The 18,001-nt window shown below is 36.6% G+C and carries 18 protein-coding genes; 15 read left to right on the top strand and 3 right to left on the bottom strand.

Going from position 1 to position 18,001, the window contains the following annotated elements:
• Window positions 1–7: 7 nt before the first annotated feature.
• From dapB to F3D3_RS08600, 3 genes are all read right to left on the bottom strand, one after another.
• Complete coding sequence (dapB, locus tag F3D3_RS08610) at window positions 8–757, bottom strand: 4-hydroxy-tetrahydrodipicolinate reductase (protein ID WP_306455941.1); 750 nt, start codon at window positions 755–757, stop codon at window positions 8–10.
• Window positions 758–914: 157 nt separating this feature from the next.
• The gene (dapA, locus tag F3D3_RS08605) at window positions 915–1,793 is read right to left on the bottom strand and encodes a 4-hydroxy-tetrahydrodipicolinate synthase (RefSeq protein ID WP_069873033.1); all 879 of its coding nucleotides are present in this window, start codon (window positions 1,791–1,793) and stop codon (window positions 915–917) included.
• A gap of 12 nt (window positions 1,794–1,805) precedes the next feature.
• Window positions 1,806–2,801 carry an aspartate-semialdehyde dehydrogenase gene (locus F3D3_RS08600; protein ID WP_069873031.1) on the bottom strand — a complete coding sequence of 332 codons (996 nt, stop codon included), beginning with the start codon at window positions 2,799–2,801 and terminating at the stop codon, window positions 1,806–1,808.
• A gap of 225 nt (window positions 2,802–3,026) precedes the next feature.
• Between F3D3_RS08600 and F3D3_RS08595 the strand changes: the two genes are divergently transcribed.
• From F3D3_RS08595 to pta, 15 genes are all read left to right on the top strand, one after another.
• Window positions 3,027–4,175, top strand: a complete 1,149-nt coding sequence (locus F3D3_RS08595) for a M20 family metallopeptidase (protein WP_069873029.1) — start codon at window positions 3,027–3,029, stop codon at window positions 4,173–4,175.
• A 141-nt stretch (window positions 4,176–4,316) separates the two neighbouring features.
• The gene (locus F3D3_RS08590; protein ID WP_069873027.1) at window positions 4,317–5,408 is read left to right on the top strand and encodes a type II CAAX endopeptidase family protein; all 1,092 of its coding nucleotides are present in this window, start codon (window positions 4,317–4,319) and stop codon (window positions 5,406–5,408) included.
• Window positions 5,408–6,154: a class I SAM-dependent methyltransferase gene (locus F3D3_RS08585; protein WP_069873025.1), complete on the top strand. Its 747-nt coding sequence runs from the start codon at window positions 5,408–5,410 to the stop codon at window positions 6,152–6,154. The genes F3D3_RS08590 and F3D3_RS08585 overlap by 1 nt, the downstream gene beginning before the upstream one ends.
• Before the next feature lie 39 nt (window positions 6,155–6,193).
• Complete coding sequence (gene hslO / locus F3D3_RS08580; protein ID WP_069873024.1) at window positions 6,194–7,072, top strand: Hsp33 family molecular chaperone HslO; 879 nt, start codon at window positions 6,194–6,196, stop codon at window positions 7,070–7,072.
• 99 nt (window positions 7,073–7,171) lie between these two features.
• Window positions 7,172–7,879: a DUF6873 family GME fold protein gene (locus F3D3_RS08575; protein ID WP_139132054.1), complete on the top strand. Its 708-nt coding sequence runs from the start codon at window positions 7,172–7,174 to the stop codon at window positions 7,877–7,879.
• A 225-nt stretch (window positions 7,880–8,104) separates the two neighbouring features.
• Window positions 8,105–8,710 (top strand): DUF445 domain-containing protein, encoded by a 606-nt coding sequence (locus tag F3D3_RS08570; protein ID WP_069873020.1) that lies wholly within the window; start codon window positions 8,105–8,107, stop codon window positions 8,708–8,710.
• A gap of 450 nt (window positions 8,711–9,160) precedes the next feature.
• Complete coding sequence (gene thrS / locus F3D3_RS08565; RefSeq protein WP_069873327.1) at window positions 9,161–11,104, top strand: threonine--tRNA ligase; 1,944 nt, start codon at window positions 9,161–9,163, stop codon at window positions 11,102–11,104.
• Window positions 11,105–11,601: 497 nt separating this feature from the next.
• Window positions 11,602–12,117 (top strand): translation initiation factor IF-3, encoded by a 516-nt coding sequence (gene infC, locus F3D3_RS08560; protein WP_069873018.1) that lies wholly within the window; start codon window positions 11,602–11,604, stop codon window positions 12,115–12,117.
• A gap of 31 nt (window positions 12,118–12,148) precedes the next feature.
• Window positions 12,149–12,346 (top strand): 50S ribosomal protein L35, encoded by a 198-nt coding sequence (rpmI, locus tag F3D3_RS08555; protein WP_069873016.1) that lies wholly within the window; start codon window positions 12,149–12,151, stop codon window positions 12,344–12,346.
• A 30-nt stretch (window positions 12,347–12,376) separates the two neighbouring features.
• A complete protein-coding gene (gene rplT / locus F3D3_RS08550; RefSeq protein WP_069873014.1) occupies window positions 12,377–12,730 on the top strand; it encodes a 50S ribosomal protein L20 in 354 nt (117 codons plus the stop codon).
• 300 nt (window positions 12,731–13,030) lie between these two features.
• Window positions 13,031–13,843: an ABC transporter permease gene (locus tag F3D3_RS08545; RefSeq protein ID WP_069873012.1), complete on the top strand. Its 813-nt coding sequence runs from the start codon at window positions 13,031–13,033 to the stop codon at window positions 13,841–13,843.
• 8 nt (window positions 13,844–13,851) lie between these two features.
• Window positions 13,852–14,829, top strand: coding sequence for an ABC transporter ATP-binding protein (locus tag F3D3_RS08540; RefSeq protein WP_069873010.1), 978 nt, complete (start codon window positions 13,852–13,854; stop codon window positions 14,827–14,829).
• Window positions 14,826–15,641: an ABC transporter permease gene (locus F3D3_RS08535; RefSeq protein ID WP_069873008.1), complete on the top strand. Its 816-nt coding sequence runs from the start codon at window positions 14,826–14,828 to the stop codon at window positions 15,639–15,641. Before F3D3_RS08540 ends, F3D3_RS08535 begins: the two co-directional genes overlap by 4 nt.
• A 9-nt stretch (window positions 15,642–15,650) precedes the next feature.
• Window positions 15,651–16,694, top strand: coding sequence for a helix-turn-helix transcriptional regulator (locus tag F3D3_RS08530; protein WP_069873006.1), 1,044 nt, complete (start codon window positions 15,651–15,653; stop codon window positions 16,692–16,694).
• Between the two features lie 92 nt (window positions 16,695–16,786).
• Window positions 16,787–17,788, top strand: coding sequence for a phosphate acetyltransferase (gene pta / locus F3D3_RS08525; RefSeq protein ID WP_069873004.1), 1,002 nt, complete (start codon window positions 16,787–16,789; stop codon window positions 17,786–17,788).
• Window positions 17,789–18,001 lie beyond the last annotated feature (213 nt).

Genomic DNA, 18,001 nt, shown 5'->3' with positions numbered 1-18,001 from the left:
TCATTTATTATAAGTTACCAAAAATATGAGTCATATCGTATAAACCAGGTGCTTGTGATTCTAAAAAAAGAGCCGCATTTACGGCACCTTTAGCAAATACTTTTTTGCTTTGTGCACTATGTGAAATCGTGATGACTTCATCAATGCCGGCAAATAGGACATCGTGATCCCCTACAATAGAGCCCCCTCTAACGGCATGAAGAGTCATTTCGCTTTCAGAGCGCTTGGTTTCATTGCCGTGACGGCCATAAAGTAGCGTCTTGGGTGACTTTAAGGCATCATTAATGCCCTCAGCAATCATTTTAGCAGTGCCACTTGGGGCATCTACTTTTTTATTGTGATGCTTTTCTATGATTTCGATATCAAAATCAGCTTCTAAGAGCGTTGCCGCTTTTTTTGCAAGTGCAATTAGCAAGTTAATGCCTAATGACATATTGCCAGATCTGAAAACGGGAATCACTTTAGACGCTTGTGCTATGAGTTCCTCAGTTTCGGCCGTTAATCCAGTCGTACAGATGACAATAGGTGTTTTATGCTGGGTAGCATATTGAATTAAGCTTGGTACCACAGAGTAGTGTGAAAAATCGATAATACAGTCTACGGTGACATCACAAGCTTCAATCGTTTCAAATATAGGAAACGGGGAAGTAGCCACAGAATGTCGATCGATACCTGCAACTACTTTCAAGGTATTATGATTTTCTAATACCTCAATTACATTGTGGCCCATGGCGCCATTTGCGCCAGTTAAAAGAATTCGAATCTGAATGACCTCCTTCGTAAATAACGGTTAAAAATAGTATAACCGATTTTAATCAATCATTGTTATCATTTTTCTAAAATAATAGGTGAACCAACAGCACATAAAAAGAGACAGAGAAACTGCCCCTGTCTCGAATAATCTTTTGATCATTTTAAAGTAAATGATACGTATTTAAAATTGATATGAGATGTTTTTTATGTTCTTCTTCGATTTCCGTTAAAGGTAATCTCAGAAGGCCTGCGTTCATACCCATTAGGTTTAGAGCTGCTTTTACTGGAATCGGATTTGTTTCGATGAAAAGTGATCTCACAAGCGGATTAATCTTAAACTGAATTTCAAGGGCGCGTTTTAAATCGCCTGACATATAGGCCATAACCAAATCATGTGTTTCTCTTGGTAAGATATTTGCGACAGTTGAGATAACACCTTTTCCTCCAAGTGAGAGAATCGGCACGATGTGATCGTCGTTACCTGCATAGAGCGCAAAATTTTCTGGTAAAAGGCTTGCCAGTTCAGTAATTTGAGAAATATCAGCGCTTGCTTCTTTTATGCCCACAATATTTTGATGTGCAGAAAGCGCTTTAATCGTACTTGGTGCTAAATTTACAGTCGTCCTAGAAGGGACATTATAGACAATAATCGGGATGTTTACTGCATCTGCAATTGCTTCAAAGTGAGCAATCATACCTTTTGCAGTGCCTTTGTTGTAATAAGGGGATACAACGAGAAGGCCTTGGACACCTGTTTTTTCAGCCATAATACTAAGCTGAATTGCCTTTTGAGTATTGTTTGAACCGGTACCCGCAATAACAGGAACCCTTCCTGCCACTGTTTTTACTGTAAATTCATAAAGTGCTTTTTTTTCATCATCCGATAGAGTTGCGGCTTCTCCGGTAGTGCCAGTAACAATGATTGCATCGGTATTATTTTGGATATGCCATTCGATAAGTCTTTTGAAGGCTTCAAAATCGATACCTTGGCCATTTAAAGGCGTAATAATAGCAACACCAGACCCAATAAATAATTCCATAAATACATACCTCTACATCATTTTTATAAGAGTCTCAGCAATCTGAATGGTGTTTGTTGCTGCTCCTTTTCTTATATTATCAGCTACGACCCAAAGATTCAAGCCATTATCGATACTTTCATCTCTACGAATTCGCCCGATATAGACGGGATCAGTGTCAGCAGCTGATTTAGCAAGTGGATAAACATTATTTGCAACATCATCTTGTAAGATGAGACCCTCAGCGTTTTTCATAAGTTCAAATACATCTGCAATTTCGAAAGGCTTAGAAAGTTCTACATTGATAGATTCGCTGTGACTGAAAAAAACAGGAACTCTCACAGCAGTGGCGGTTATTTTAAGAGAATCATCCCCTAAAATTTTCTTAGTTTCATTGATCATCTTCATTTCTTCCTTAGTGTAGCCGTTTTCTAAAAAGACATCAATATGTGGCAAGCAATTTTGAGCAATAGGATGTGCATAGCAACTCATAAGATCATTGCCTTTTAAGCCCTCTTCAAGATCCGTCATACCTTTAACACCAGAGCCTGAAACCGCTTGGTATGTTGAATACACAATACGCTTGATGCCGTATTGATCATATAATGGTTTTAAGGCAACCACTGCTTGAATCGTTGAACAATTTGGATTTGCGATAATGTTTTTGTGGTTCTTAAGTGCTTCTGGATTGACTTCGGGCACAACAAGTGGTACTTCTGGGTCCATACGCCATGCACTTGAATTGTCAATGACGATGACCCCCTTACTGGCTGCAATTGGTGCAAATTTCAAACTGATATCGCCACCAGCAGAAAAAAGTGCAATATCAATATCTTGGTCAAAAGAGGATTCTGTCAATTCTTGAACGACATATTCTTTTCCTTTTACCGTAACCGTTGTTCCAGCTGATCTCTTTGACGAGAAGCAAAATAAATTTTCATACGGAAAATCTCTTTCTTCAAGTACTTTCAGAAATGTTCGGCCCACCATGCCTGTGGCACCAACAACAGCTAAATTAATCTTCTTCATGGATACACCCCCTATTGAATACTGGTCGTATATATTATAAAATATAATGACGACGGGAAAAAAAGTTTTTCATCATAAATGATGCGAAAACATTGAAAAAACTAGACTTTGCAAAATAATTATATATATACTAACATTACGTCTATCTCGCGTCAACAGCAAAAATAGAATTTGCAAAATTGCTTTGTCCTAATTTTGCTTAAAATAAAATGATGAGGTGAAAAAATGCAGCTAGGTCAATTGGCATCAGAAGTCATAAAATTCAGAAGAGATCTACATAAAATTCCAGAAGCGGGTTTTGAAGAAGTCAAGACGACAAAATACCTTCAAATGGTTCTAAAATCACTCAATATTGACTTTGAAATTGTTATTGGAACAGGCATTCTGGCTTATATTAAAGGCAGTGACCCTAAGAAAACAATTGCTTTTAGAACGGATATAGATGGTCTTTCCGTAACAGAGGAGAGTTCGTGTGAGGCCAAATCAGAACACAAAGGCTATATGCACGCGTGCGGACATGACGGACATATGGCCATGATGTTGGGATTTGCAAAGTGGATTAGCGCTAATCCAAGTGAAATTTTAGATAATATTTTATTGATTTTTCAACCCGCTGAAGAGGGGCCAGGAGGTGCAGAACCGATTGTTAAAGGCGGCTATTTGGAAAAATATCAAGTTGATGAAATCTATGGGATCCACTTGTATCCTGCGGTACCCGAAGGTAAATTAGGTCTTAAGAGTGGCGCCATGATGGCTATGACTGGAGAATTGGATATTGATATTATAACAAAGAGCGCCCACGGTGCACAGCCGCACCAAGGGATTGATGCTGTTGTAATTGCAGCACAACTCATAAATGCTCTGCAATCAATCGTCTCTCGAAATATTTCGCCTATTAAATCCAGTGTGCTTACAATTGGTAGGTTAGAATCGGGCGAAAGAAGAAATGTAATCTCGGGATCAGCACGTTTGGAAGGTACCCTTAGAGCCTTTGATAAAGAAGTCTATGAGACTGTAAAAAAGAGAATTCTAGAATTGTTAGAAGGCTATAAAATAGCCTATAATATGGATTTTAAAATGGAGATAAGGGATTTATATCCACCGGTGATCAACGATGCTAGATTATTCGAGCAATTCGTCAGAATACAAGGGGAAGATCGGTGTCTCTTATTAGAAGAACAAATGATTAGCGAAGATTTTGCTTTTTATCAAGAGGCTGTTCCGGGTTTGTTTTATTTTGTTGGCACCTATAGTGAGGACAAAGGCCATGTTTATCCACTTCACAGTTCAAAATTTAATTTTGATGAGGATGTGTTGTTGAATGGGATCACATCGTACATCAAATTGATCAGGTACTATAACGAAAATCGATAATGATAAGGTTAGAGTGTCAAAAGTCAGTTTTGCATAATCCTCTACCCGATGCTGTATCGCGTACTTCTCGTAAACGACATCATAGGGTAGAGGGTTGCTCAACTTTTGACTTTTGACACTCTAACTAAGAATGGAGTATTCATGGAAAACCAAAACTTGAGATCACGACATTATAATATACTAGAAGCAAATGTGATTTTTTTTATTTTAGCAGGTGTTTTTTTAACAGTTGGCGCATATGTACAAAGCAAGGATGTTTTATCGGGTTTGTTAATTACAGAATATGGAATTGTTTTGGCCCCTATTTTATTGTACACACTGATTACTAAAAAAGATTTTAAAGCTATCTTTAGACTCAAAAAAGTACCCTTTAAACAAGCCCTTAAAATTATGGGGATCGCTATTTTGCTCTTGCCCACAATAGCGGTGGTCAATTTAATAACCATACTCATCATAGAAATCTTTAGTGACGCGATTGTATTTAATATTCCCACAGCTGAGACGGGCGTCCAATACCTTGGATTGATGTTTATTATCTCCATTACGGCAGGTATTTGTGAAGAGGGCTTTTTCAGAGGGATGGTATTAGATGCTTATGAAACAGAGCTTGGGAGAAAATGGGGTGCGTTATTTAGTGGGTTATTATTTGCAATATTTCACTTTAATCCACAAAATTTTTTTGGACCACTTGTACTTGGCATCATGTTTTCCTATTTGGTTCAAATGACAGGGTCGATATTTGCAGGTGTTATTGCACACGCAACAAATAATGGGATTGCGGTTTCCATGGGCTTTTTAGTAAACCTCTCAAGCGGGGATATGGATGTAATTTCGCAGAGCGATCAACTTTTTGAATCTACGGGGACCCTATTGATTGTTACTGTATTTTATGGTATTCTTGCTATTGGTTTTGCACTGCTCATCAGAAACTTGTTGAGAAGTTTAAAACAAGATTATGCGGCGTTTGAAGTTGGCGACCGTATTTCGGTCAATGAAAAAGCATATGAAATATTGGAAAAAATAGATGAGCAGTTGGTTATTAAAGAGATGGTATCAGAAAAGCTTTTAACGACAGATACAGTGCGTCTTAAGAATGTGGGCATTTCTTCTGAATACAAGCTCTGGGATAAGCGGCCCCTTCGTTTAAATATCCTAAAAATGCTGCCTGTACTAGGTGCGGTAATTGCGTATGGTTATATTATTTATTTAGCATATGTCAAAGGAGTTGGATAATGTCAAGCTATAGTGCTTTTGCAACGGTTTATGACCTTATGCAATATGATGTTGATTATACGTTTTGGGCAGATCAGTTGATAAAAAAAATAAGGCAGTTTAAATCGAATCCTAGAACAGGACTTGAACTTGCGTGTGGTACGGGAACACTTGCAATTGAATTCAGCAAGATGGGTTTTTTTATGGATGGGCTTGATATCTCGGATGAAATGCTTGCTATTGCTCACCAAAAAGCAAATCAGAACAATCAGAAAATTAGATTTTTATGTCAAGATATGATCTCTTTTCAGACTAAAAAACAGTATGATTTTGTATTTTCTATGTGTGATGGCATTAATTATATCGTAGAAAATAAGGATTTGAGTGAAACTTTTTTAGCGGTGAGTCAACATTTGAATGAAGCCGGTATTTTTATTTTTGATATCAGTTCACACCATAAATTATCGAAAGTGATTGGGGACCAAACCTTTGCAGAAACCTTCGATGAGACGGCATATATATGGGAGAATCATTATGATTCAGAAGCTTGCTTGCTTGAATTTGAATTGACACTTTTTAACCGAGTGGGTATGCTTTATGAACGACATGAGGAGTTTCATATGCAAAGAGCATATCGTACGGAAGAAATTCAATTGCTCTGTGAGCCCTATTTTGAAATCCTTGAAATTTTAGATGGGGATACTTTTGAAGCTATAAATAATTTATCTCAGAGGGTATGTTTTATATGCCGAAAGAAAGAATCCTAAAATAGGTGTAGTGAAATGATATAAAACAGGGAGGATAATATGGATCATTTAATAACAGGGATGTCCAATAATCGTGAAGTCAGAATCTATGTGGCAGAAACAACAGAGATGGTTGAGCAGGCCAGAGCGATTCATGATCTGTCGCCAATCTCTACTTCTGCACTGGGTAGAACAATCACGGCAGCAGCAATGATGGGCATGATGAGTAAAATAGAGAAAGAAAAATTGACCCTCCAAGTCAAAGGCAGTAATGATATTAAGTTGATTATTGCCGTTGCAGATATTCATGGTAATGTAAAAGGCTATATTTCACATCCACATGCGGAAAATAGATTTACGGAAGATGGCAAGTTAGCAGTAGCTGAGTCTATCGGGAAAGAGGGTGGACTGATTGTCATTAAAGATTTTGGTATGAAAGACCCTTATATTGCTCAAAGTGAAATGGTCTCTGGTGAAATTGCAGAAGATATTGCACATTATTTTGCGAAATCCGAACAACAACCCTCTGCTGTTGGCTTAGGGGTTGCGCTGAGTTTTGAAGGGCATGTGAAAAATGCGGGCGGCTTTATCGTTCAATTATTACCTGAGACCGCAGATTCAACGATTGAACAACTTGAAGCAAACTTAAGCGGTCTAAAGTCAGTAACTCAATTATTTGAGGAAGGCTTGACGATTCATCAAATTGCAGGACAGATTTTTGCAGGATTGGGCCTCGATGATCTTGAGGAATATCCACTAAACTTAAAATGTGACTGCACAAGAGATAAGATGGAAAAGGCACTTATCAGTCTTGGAAAAGTTGAACTTAAAGACTTGTTAGATGAAGACGGACAAGCGGAATTAAAGTGCCATTTTTGTAATCATGTTTATCATTTTGACAAAGTTGAACTTGAAAATTTATATAAGAATTCAAACTGAAGATAAGCCAAAGTCAATTTATGAGGAACAGTACTATGTAATCTTAGTACTGTTCTTTTAGATGTAATCCCTCAAAATCAAGTGAGTTGGTGAGATCAAGTGATTGTTGTAATTGCACCTCAGAAGGTACATTCAATGCTGGCACCCCATTTTCAAGAACAAGTTTTTTTTATTGAAATGCCAGAAATTCAAACCGTTTTATATCCCTTGAGAAGACATGCTGATATGGGCATTCACATGACCCCGAAGGGGCTTGTGATTGAACCTAGTATTTTTGATGCAATGAACCATAAACTCTTATCTATTGGCGTTTGTGCATCACAAATTTATAAAGGTGAAGCGGAACTCTCTCCACAGTATCCGAAGGATATTGCTTATAATTGTTTAGCGATAGGAAATTATTTTTTTTATCATGCTCAAGCGGATCCTAAAATCATAGCCCTATATAAAGCGAGTGGTTTTTCGATGATTTCCGTAAAGCAAGGATATGTTAAGTGCTCTACTTTAGGAGTTGGTCAAAATGCAGTTATCACTGAAGATCTCAATCTATATCGGGCTTTTACAGCTGCGAATATTGAAACCTTGCTAATACCTAAGGGAGATATTTTGCTTGAAGGTTTTGAATATGGTTTTATTGGTGGCACGGGTGGATTTTATAACAAAAGCTTATTTCTGAATGGAAGCTTGAAGCATCATTCAAATCAGCTTGAAATTCTAAATTTTATTAAAGAACAGGGCACAGATATCATAGAACTTCATGAGGAACAACTCAACGACTGTGGGTCTATATTCATATTTGATTCCTAACGGATCAAGAGAAATACTCAGTCCGCTTCGCTACCATCGTAACCCTCGCACAAGCCTATCGGCTTGCTCGTAGCGGAAGTTTGTACTTCCACTGATTTCAGAAGAAATCTCATCTATTTCTTCCCTTGGGTTAATTTAATTTTAGTGATTCCAAAATTCGAATGTGCTATACTCAAATAATTAAAACAATAAACCAACATAAACGAGAAAGCAAGGTGTCGTAAAATGTTATTAAAACTGCTAATTTTAGCTATGATTGGTGGCGTCATTGGTTGGATGACCAATGTAATCGCTATAAAATTACTCTTTAGACCTATTAATCCCATCAAAATTCCGCTTACACCTTTTAAAATCCAAGGTTTAATTCCAAAGCGGAAAGCAGAAATTTCAAAATCAATTGGTGAAATAGTAGATCAAGAATTGATCTCAATAGAGCAAATTTTGGATCATGTTATAGAAAATACCGACAAGGCACAAATTGTAGCTCTTGTTAAAGAAAAGGTTTTAACCATTGCTGAAGAAAAGATGCCGTCTATTATTCCCTCTATGTTCAAAAAAAGTATTCTTGCTAGTATTGGTGAAATAATTGATCAAAATGGCGAGCAAATGATTATTGAAATGACTGAGAAATTAAGTCATAAGGTCATTGAGAGTGTGGATGTTGCTAAGATCGTCGAAGACAAGCTCAATGCATATGATTTTGAAAAACTGGAAGAAATGACGCTTAAAATTGCTAAAACAGAGTTAAAATCCATAGAAGTTTTGGGCGGTATTATTGGTTTTTTCATTGGGATTTTTCAAGGCATTGTGGTACTCTTCATTTTAAAATAAAAAGACTTTTTATGAACATAATGATTGTTAGTGAATAGAAGACACACTTATTGACAAAGCGTAGAAATCAGAGTAGAATAATTTTAATATCAAGCAATGATGAAGGTCATTAATTTTAAAAAAACTTTAGAGAGAATTGTACACGGCTGAAATACAATTTAGAACTTTTTTAAAATGAAAACTCCCTTCTAGCTCTTGAACAGTAGGATTGATTTTAGATCAATATGAAAAATCAAGCGTTTAACCGCGTTAAAAGTTATTAAGTGGCATGGTAGAATCATTAGATTGATTAATCGTGACAATTAGGGTGGAACCGCGTGAATCTCTCGTCCCTAGCATTATTGCTAGGCACGGGAGTTTTTTTATTAAAATCATTAGTTCATGATAGGGTTGAGTGTCAAAATCCAAAAGTTGAACAACCAAAAAAGAATGGAGGAATAGAAAATGTCAATGATCAAATTAACTTTAAAAGATGGCTCAGTGCGTGAAGTTGAAAAGGGCATATCTGTGTATGAAGTCGCAAAACAAATTTCAGGTCGCCTAGCAAAAGAAGCAGTTGTAGGATCGGTGAATGGTCATACCGTAGATTTGAGTTTCGAAATAAGTGAAGATTCTGAACTCAGTATTTTTAAATTTGAAGATACAGAAGGTGCCCATGCATTTAGACATACAAGTTCGCACGTTTTGGCACAAGCTGTTAAACGTCTGTTTCCTGGAACAAAACTTGCGATAGGACCGGCAATTGAAAATGGTTTTTACTATGATTTTGATACAGATCATAAATTTGTACCTGAAGACCTTGAAAAAATTGAAGCAGAAATGAAAAATATTATCAAGGAAGATTTAAAACTGAGAAGGTTTGAACTTTCAAGAAGTGAAGCCATTGAGTTCATGAAAGGTAAAGGAGAGTCCTATAAAGTTGAACTCATCAACGATCTTCCAGAAGATGAAATTATCTCTTTTTATGAACAAGGTGATTTTGTAGATTTATGTGCGGGTTGTCATGTGATGAGCACTAAAGAAATAAAAAGTATCAAACTGTTAAGTTTAGCAGGTGCTTATTGGCGAGGCGATGAGAAAAATAAAATGCTTCAAAGAATTTACGGGACTTCTTTTCCCAAGGCATCTTTATTAGAAGAATATGTGACTATGCTCGAAGAAGCGAAAAAGAGAGATCATAGAAAGTTAGGCAAAGAACTCAAATTGTTTGCACTTATGGAAGAAGGTCCGGGATTTCCATTCTTCTTACCAAATGGCATGGTTGTGAAAAATAAACTGTTAGAATACTGGCGTGAAGTGCATGACAAGGCAAACTACGTTGAAGTGGAAACCCCTATTATTCTCAACAGAAAATTGTGGGAGACTTCAGGGCACTGGTTCCATTATAAAGACAATATGTATTCACTTTTAATTGATGAAGAGGATTATGCGATTAAACCAATGAACTGTCCTGGTGGCATGTTGGTTTACAAGACAGACCTTAGATCATATAAAGATTTTCCAATGAGAGTGGGAGAAATCGGCAGAGTTCATAGACATGAATTATCAGGGGCATTACATGGTCTCATGAGAGTAAGAGCTTTCACTCAAGATGATGCACATATCTTCATGTTACCTGAGCAGATTAAAGATGAAATAAAAGGGGTTTGTAACTTGATTGATGAGGTTTACAAAGCTTTTGGTTTCTCGTACCACGTGGAACTTTCCACAAGACCAGAAAAATCTATGGGGACTGATGAAGAGTGGGCACATGCTGAGACTTCATTGAGAGAGGCCCTTGAAGAACTTAATCTGGCATATAAATTGAATGAAGGCGATGGTGCTTTTTATGGTCCTAAAATCGACTTCCATTTAAGAGATTGTCTGGGCAGAACATGGCAATGTGGCACAATTCAACTTGACATGCAATTACCTCAAAGGTTTGAACTTTCTTATATTGGTAAAGACGGTGAAAAACATCAACCGATTGTTATTCACAGGGTTGCTTTTGGTAGTATCGAACGTTTCCTCGGTATCTTAATAGAAGAATTTGCAGGAAAATTTCCAACTTGGCTTGCACCAGTTCAAGTAAAAATCTTGCCAATAGCAGATAGACATGTTCCGTATGCTGAAGAAGTTAAAGCGTATTTGTCTGCTGCCGGTATTCGTGTCTCAATTGATGAGCGTGCAGAGAAAGTTGGCTACAAGATTAGAGAAGCGCAACTTGAAAAAAATCCTTACATGTTGATCTTAGGGGACAAGGACATTGAAAACAAAGGCGTATCTGTTCGTTCAAGAGATATAGGTGAGCTTGGAAGCATGGAAATTCAAAGCTTTGTGGATAAAGTGAGCGCAGAAATTAAATTGCGTTCTTTAACAACTGCTTTTGAAAAGGCAAGTGAAGCAGACCAATAATGAGTAGAGTATCAAGAGTCAAAAGTTGAGTAAATTTTTACCCTATGATGTACTTGCGGAAAGGTCGTGATACAGCATAGGTTAGAGGGTTCATGCGAAACTGGCTTTTGACACCCTAACTATAAGCACAAAAAACTTGTGAAAAATCATAAAACTCTTGACACATTTTAACCAACATGGTATAGTGATTAAGGTCATAAAACAACCAAGTAGAAGCCCGCTTCTCACCATATAACGCAGTGTTCATATGGTAAATAGTATCTTTTCATATAGAGTGTTTCATTCTATAGACTTAAAAAGTTGCTAACGGCGGATATTCTATCCGCCGTTATTTTATTTTTAAAATCGTTAGTCTTCGTCCAACAAAAAGCAGGAATTTTCAATCTGCGCTTTGCGGTTAGACGAGGACGGGTCAGACAAAACAAAAATCTGATGGACCATAACACTGTCAATTATAAAATCACAGAGATCTTGTGATTTAAGAGTAGAACTAGGAGGTGTATCTTATCAAAACAGCTGATATTAATGAAGAAATTCGTGACCGTGAAATAAGAGTTATTGGAGATGATGGCGAACAACTTGGCGTTATGCTTACGAAGGATGCATTGGCAATTGCACAAGAGAAGAAACTTGATCTTGTAAAAATTGCACCAAATGCAAATCCGCCTGTTTGTAGGATTATGGATTTCGGTAAGCATCGATACGAACAACAAAAACGTAATAAAGAAGCACGTAAAAAACAAAAAAGCGTTAGTATGAAAGAAGTTCGTTTGAGCCTAAATATCGAAAAACATGATTTGGAAACAAAAGCAAAAAATGCTATCAAATTCTTAGAAAAGGGTGACAAAGTCAAGGTTTCATTAAGATTCAAAGGCCGTGAGATGGGTTATACTCAATTAGGATATGAAGTATTTAACAAATTTGTCGCGGAAATTGATGAAGTTGGAGCTCCAGAAGCCCCAGCAAGGATTGAAGGTAGAAGTTTAGTTGCAACTCTTGCACCTAAAAAATAAATTCATATAAATTTGGAAGGAGGACTTTACAATGCCAAAGATGAAAACACATAGAGGCGCTGCTAAAAGAGTTAAAAAAACTGGAAGTGGCAAATTAAAAAGAAGTAAAGCTTTTACAAGCCATATCTTAACAAAAAAATCTTCTAAAAGAAAAAGAAGTTTAAGACAATCTACTACTGTTAGTGAATCAGATATGAAAAGAGTAAGAACATTATTACCTTATTTATAGGAAGAAGAAAGAAAAAGGAGGTTTAAAGAAATGGCTAGAGTTAAAAGAGCAATGAACGCAAGAAAAAAACATAAGAAAATTCTTAAATTAGCTAAAGGTTTTTACGGCCAAAAAAGCTTAGTATTTAAAGCAGCAAATCCAGCAGTTATGAGATCTTTAAGATCAGCATATGTTGGTAGAAAATTAAGAAAAAGAGATTTCAGAAAATTATGGATCGCTAGAATCAATGCAGCATCAAGAATCAATGGTTTAAGTTATTCTAAATTTATGAATGGTCTTAAAAAAGCAAATCTTGATATCAACAGAAAAATGTTGTCAGAAATGGCAATTCACAACCCTGAAGATTTCGCTAAATTAGTTTCTGTGGCTAAAGAAAAATTATAGAATTTTAAATAGATGAACCAAGTCCGTATGGACTTGGTTTTTTAAATGCATTTTTTAAGGACAACATGAAAAAATATACTTAAAAATCCAATTACCATAATGATCATCGCTGTATTATGTATTATTCCATCATTATATATAAAGCTGTTGCCATAATCATATGCAAATTAAATTTTTTTAAAGTGATCAGATAAACTTGACATTTACCCTTTAGATCTCTATAATGCATTTACCTTAAGGAATAACACTGTTTGATTAACTGATTAGTTAATCAGATGCGCGCATCAATGAAGGAGACACATGTTTATCAAAAGTATTAAAGCAACATTTATTAGGGACTGGATTACTCAGTTAAGAGCCTATCCTATGCACTTTTTTATTGGAAATGTTTTGACGGTTTTTTATACCGTGCTTGGGGCTTTTTTTATGTACCATCTCCTTTTTCAGGGGCATTTAAAAGAATCGTTTGAAGTGTACACCGGTACAACGGATTATATGACTTATGTGATTATTGGCAGCTTGGCATACGCTTTAGTGGTGAGAACCTTACTTAATGTGAGCCGCAGCCTTGTAACAGAGCTTAGACAAGGCACACTTGAAAGTTTGATGCTGGCACCTTTTAGTCGACTTGGGTATTTTATAGGCAATATGCTGCAACAAATGATTACCTCACTTGGAGAAGTGTTTCTATCCATGATTTTCTGTTTTATCTTTGGATTATCACTGTCATCTATAAATGGTGTCACGTTTGTGGTGAGTCTAGTGATTACACTTTATGCTTATTTTGGATTATCGCTTTGTTTAGGGGCGGTGATGCTCTACACAAGAGATACGTATATTTCTCAAAACACACTATTTTTATTTATATTTTTAGTCAGTGGTGTGATCTTTCCAGTTGAGTATTTACCACAAAGTTTAAATATAATTGGCGCTTGTTTGCCAGTGCGAGACAGCATCTTTGCACTCAGAGCTGCAGTGATGAATGGTGTTTCCATAGAGAGCTTATACACAACTTATGTAAGACTCTTTTTACTGGGTACAGGCTATTTTATAGTGGGTTATAGTGCAATTAGAAAAATAGAGCGCATAGCGCTTGAAAAAATATTCGGGTAGGTGTAGAAATGATTGAAGCGATTAATTTAAAGAAAACATATCATACAAAAGTGAAGAAAGGCCTCTTTAAAAGAGAAAAGGATATCGTCGAGGCTGTAAAAGGCATCAACCTAAGACTTGAGCAAGGTCAAATTATCGGGCTTTTGGGCATAAATGGTGCTGGGAAAACAACGACGATTAAAATGCTTTCAACGCTTATTAAATCAACCTCAGGAGAGATCTTTATTGATGGCGTAGAAATTAACGAAAATCCCTTGAAGATCAAGCAAAAGGTCAATATGATTGCTGGTGGAGAGCGCATGATCTATTGGAGACTCACCGGGAGAGAGAATCTTTGGTACTACGGTCAATTGTATGGTATTCCCGATAAAGTTTTAAAAGCGCGGATTGATCGCTTGATAACACTTGTAGGTCTTAATGAAAAACAAGATGTGCCTGTTGAGCGCTATTCGAAAGGGATGAAACAGAGGCTTCAAATCGCAAGAGGTCTTATTAATAATCCCGATTACTTGTTTATGGATGAGCCGACTTTAGGTCTTGATGCCCCCATTGCAAAGGAAATAAGGGCTTATATCAAAAAGCTTGCTGTGGAAGAGCAAAAGGGGATTCTTTTAACCTCTCACTATATCCATGAAGTCGAAGAATTGTGCGATTATATTTATATTTTGGATCATGGTGAAGTCATTCTTGAAGGCACTGCAAAGACGCTCTCAGAAAGTACTTTTGAAACAAAAATTACGGTTCTAGAACTTGCAGAAATAAATCCTGCAATTGAAGCAACTATTCAAAAATTTGCACTTGATGAAAAGGCGGTTATTCATGAGCAAACTCATGCGCATATAATGCGCTTTGAATCAAAGAATGAACTGACTGAGTCACTTGTAAAGTTAATTCATTCAGAAAAATTGCCGCTATCAAAACTCTATGTGGAAGCACCAAAACTTGAAGATACCATCATAGAGATCTCTAGGCGGGTGAGCATATGAAGCGATTTATGAAAGTCGTCAGAGCAGAGGCTAGGAAACAATTTAAAAATAAAATTCACAATATTTGGGTCGTATTCTCAATGCTGATTTGGCCAGTGCTTGCATTTGCAGCGGCTTATTTTCAATTTAAGCCTTTCGCATTTGAGGCAATAACAGAAAAAGTAAGTTATCTTAACGATGAAAGCATTATGACCTATCTTATGATTGGCTATTTTGCAATGGTATTTTTCAGATCTTTTGTTCAATCGGCATGGGAATTTTCATCAGAGCGTATTTATGGAACTTTGGAGCTCATTTATTTATCTCCAGCAAATCGAATTGCGGTGATTTTAGGGAATGCCATTGCATCCCTATTGATTAATGTGTGGATGTTCGTTCTGTTCATGACCGGTATTTATGTCCTTTTTAATCATGTGCCGCTTATGAATGTCCCTGTTTTAGTATTGGCACTTATAATGATGGTTTTAATGTCTATTCTTTGGGGGATGCTTTTAAATGCACTGTTCTTGTTTACTCGAGACTCGGGGATGCTTTTCACGGTACTTGAAGAACCCATGGAACTCTTTGCAGGTGTTAAGATTCCAGTGGAGCTCTTTCCACTATGGGCGAAAGGTATTGGCTTAGCATTTCCACTCACATATGTGATCAGATTATTGAGGGAAGTTGTGTTTTTAGGGCGCAGTTTATTGGAAGTCAGTTCGCTGTTCTATACTTGTATATTCATTTGTACTATAATGTTTGTGGCGACTGTTTTTATATTAAAATGGGGCGAAAAACACAATGCTATCACAGGTGATATGGCATTATTTTAGGAGTTAATGATGAAAATATCAAGAACGCATTATGGAGATTGGGCAATAGATTTTGTATATGCACCCTATTTTGAAATGTTATGCAGTCTGCATGTCTTATTTCATGCGGATCATCACAAAGCAAGACAGAAGTGGGCTGTAGAAACCAAACAAAAAATGAGTCCGAGCCTCTATAACCGTTTGGCTTATTTCGATATCGTTACGGATGGTTGGATGGGCGCTATGGAATTTAGATATCTTGATGAAGCTTATAATGATTTTAATGTCGTGAGTGGTATTCGGAAACTGGAGGCTATTCCAAATCTAGAATTTGCTCATCTCATGTTAAATCGAACCGTATCCCTCTCTGATATTCGAAAAATTTTAGTCCTTAAGAAATGTCATATGGACACTCTGAACCAAGAACAAATAGAGTTCATGCTGGATGTGGAAAATTATAAAGATGATTTTATATCCGCACTCAAAACATATTTCTATTTACATTTTCAAGAGGTTCAAATAGAAACTGAGGCCTTTATGATTGGCACGCTTAAGGCGCATAAAAAATTAAGTGAATCAATGGATTTTCTAAAGTATTTGGAACTTTTGCATCCGAGGATTGAAGCGACCGCCACGCATTTGCGGCTTTATAAATTTAAGACATTCGATTTTAATTATGAATCCATTAAAAGAGTCGAAATTGGCATTAGTACTTTTATTGATCCACATCTATTAGTGGGTTATGAAGCAGATTTTTTAAGCTTAACCATTAGAGCGAAAATGGAACATATGAATGATGAGGTTCATGATGATTTAGTCATACTCATAAAAGCATTAGGCGATAAAACGCGGCTTAAAATGCTTAAATGTCTTTATGAAAAACCTTGGAGTACTCAAGCACTTGCAGAAAAATTGGCAATCAGTGAAGCCGGTATCTCCAAGCAGTTAAAAATTTTAAATCAAGCATGTCTTGTTAGAAAAATAAGGCAAGGCAATTTCATTTTATATTATATCAATACTGAAATGATTGATAGAATTCCCATGAATGTGTATCAATATTTAGATGAAAAATAGAAAATAAAAGACAAAAATTGTCCCGTGTATCTTGTATACAAAATCTAATTGTCATATAATAAAGCTATAAATAAATTTAAGGAGTATTGAAAATGGCATTTTTAGATAAGATAGTAGAAATCGCTAAAAGCGATGTTCAAACGATTGTGTTACCAGAAGCGTTTGACCCAAGAACCATAGAAGCAACTCATAAAGTTTTAGAAAAAGGGATTGCGAAGATTATTTTAATCGGCGATGAGGCAGAAATAAAGGCGTCAGCAGGCGAGTGGAATGTGGATGGTGCTGAGTTTATCAATCCTAAAACTTTTAAAGATATGGACAAATTGGCGATTAAGCTTTCAGAGCTTAGAAAAAGCAAAGGCATGACTGAAGATCAAGCGAGAGAAATCTTGACGACTAATGTACTTTACCTTGGTGTAATGCTTGTAAAAATGGGTTATGCAGGTGGTATGGTTGCTGGTGCTGCAAATGCAACTGGCGATGTTTTAAGACCTGCACTTCAAATTTTAAAAACAGCTCCAGGTATTAAACTGGCATCTGGTGCATTTATCATGGAAGTTCCTGATTGTGAGTATGGTGAAGATGGCATTTTCATCTTTAGTGACTGTGCTTTAAATCCAAATCCAAATGCAGAAGAACTCGCACACATCGCAATTAGTTCTGCAAATACTTTTAAAGCTTTAGTTCATGCAGAGCCTCATGTGAGTATTTTATCATTTTCTTCAAAAGGATCTGCTAAGCATCCTGATGTGGATAAAGTAATTGAAGCGACTAAAATTGCAAAGGCATTAGCACCAGAAATAAGTTTAGATGGTGAATTACAATTTGATGCGTCAATTGATGCGGCAATTGGCAAGAAAAAAGCACCGGATTCAACAGTAGCAGGTCGAGCTAATGTCATCATTTTCCCTGATCTTGATGCGGGTAATATTGGTTATAAACTTGTTCAAAGACTTGCTAAAGCAAATGCTTATGGTCCTGTAATTCAGGGGCTCTCAATGCCAGTAAACGATTTATCAAGAGGCTGTTTTGCTGATGATATCGTTGGAACAGTTGCATTGACAGCGTTGCAAGCTCAAATGCAAAACAAATAATTTCAAATAAAGACGTCATAAGATTGCGCTTTAAAATGATTTTTTTCATTTTGAGGCGCTTTTTTAGAGTATAACCCTTGGGGATTCGATAGAATTGCAAGGTTTACAAAGCTAGCGAATCGGACTGAGGATACGCTTTGATATGGATTTACAAATTGTTAACAGATGGAATGCGCAATCTCAATTGACGCCCCGATTGGGTGGGGGTATAAT

The organism is Fusibacter sp. 3D3 (assembly GCF_001748365.1).
Lineage (GTDB): Bacteria > Bacillota > Clostridia > Peptostreptococcales > Acidaminobacteraceae > Fusibacter_A.
The sequence above is the reverse complement of the archived record's forward strand: the minus strand, read 5'-3'. Positions and strand labels throughout refer to the sequence as shown.

Bases quoted from the DNA above. Each gene is read 5' to 3' on its own strand.
- hslO (WP_069873024.1), top strand. From the start codon at position 6,194: ATGGATCATTTAATAACAGGGATGTCCAATAATCGTGAAGTCAGAATC.
- F3D3_RS08570 (WP_069873020.1), top strand. From the start codon at position 8,105: ATGTTATTAAAACTGCTAATTTTAGCTATGATTGGTGGCGTCATTGGT.
- rplT (WP_069873014.1), top strand. From the start codon at position 12,377: ATGGCTAGAGTTAAAAGAGCAATGAACGCAAGAAAAAAACATAAGAAA.
- F3D3_RS08595 (WP_069873029.1), top strand. From the start codon at position 3,027: ATGCAGCTAGGTCAATTGGCATCAGAAGTCATAAAATTCAGAAGAGAT.
- F3D3_RS08540 (WP_069873010.1), top strand. From the start codon at position 13,852: ATGATTGAAGCGATTAATTTAAAGAAAACATATCATACAAAAGTGAAG.
- thrS (WP_069873327.1), top strand. From the start codon at position 9,161: ATGATCAAATTAACTTTAAAAGATGGCTCAGTGCGTGAAGTTGAAAAG.
- dapA (WP_069873033.1), bottom strand. From the start codon at position 1,793: ATGGAATTATTTATTGGGTCTGGTGTTGCTATTATTACGCCTTTAAAT.
- rpmI (WP_069873016.1), top strand. From the start codon at position 12,149: ATGCCAAAGATGAAAACACATAGAGGCGCTGCTAAAAGAGTTAAAAAA.
- F3D3_RS08590 (WP_069873027.1), top strand. From the start codon at position 4,317: ATGGAAAACCAAAACTTGAGATCACGACATTATAATATACTAGAAGCA.
- F3D3_RS08585 (WP_069873025.1), top strand. From the start codon at position 5,408: ATGTCAAGCTATAGTGCTTTTGCAACGGTTTATGACCTTATGCAATAT.
- F3D3_RS08530 (WP_069873006.1), top strand. From the start codon at position 15,651: ATGAAAATATCAAGAACGCATTATGGAGATTGGGCAATAGATTTTGTA.
- F3D3_RS08535 (WP_069873008.1), top strand. From the start codon at position 14,826: ATGAAGCGATTTATGAAAGTCGTCAGAGCAGAGGCTAGGAAACAATTT.
- pta (WP_069873004.1), top strand. From the start codon at position 16,787: ATGGCATTTTTAGATAAGATAGTAGAAATCGCTAAAAGCGATGTTCAA.
- F3D3_RS08545 (WP_069873012.1), top strand. From the start codon at position 13,031: ATGTTTATCAAAAGTATTAAAGCAACATTTATTAGGGACTGGATTACT.
- F3D3_RS08600 (WP_069873031.1), bottom strand. From the start codon at position 2,801: ATGAAGAAGATTAATTTAGCTGTTGTTGGTGCCACAGGCATGGTGGGC.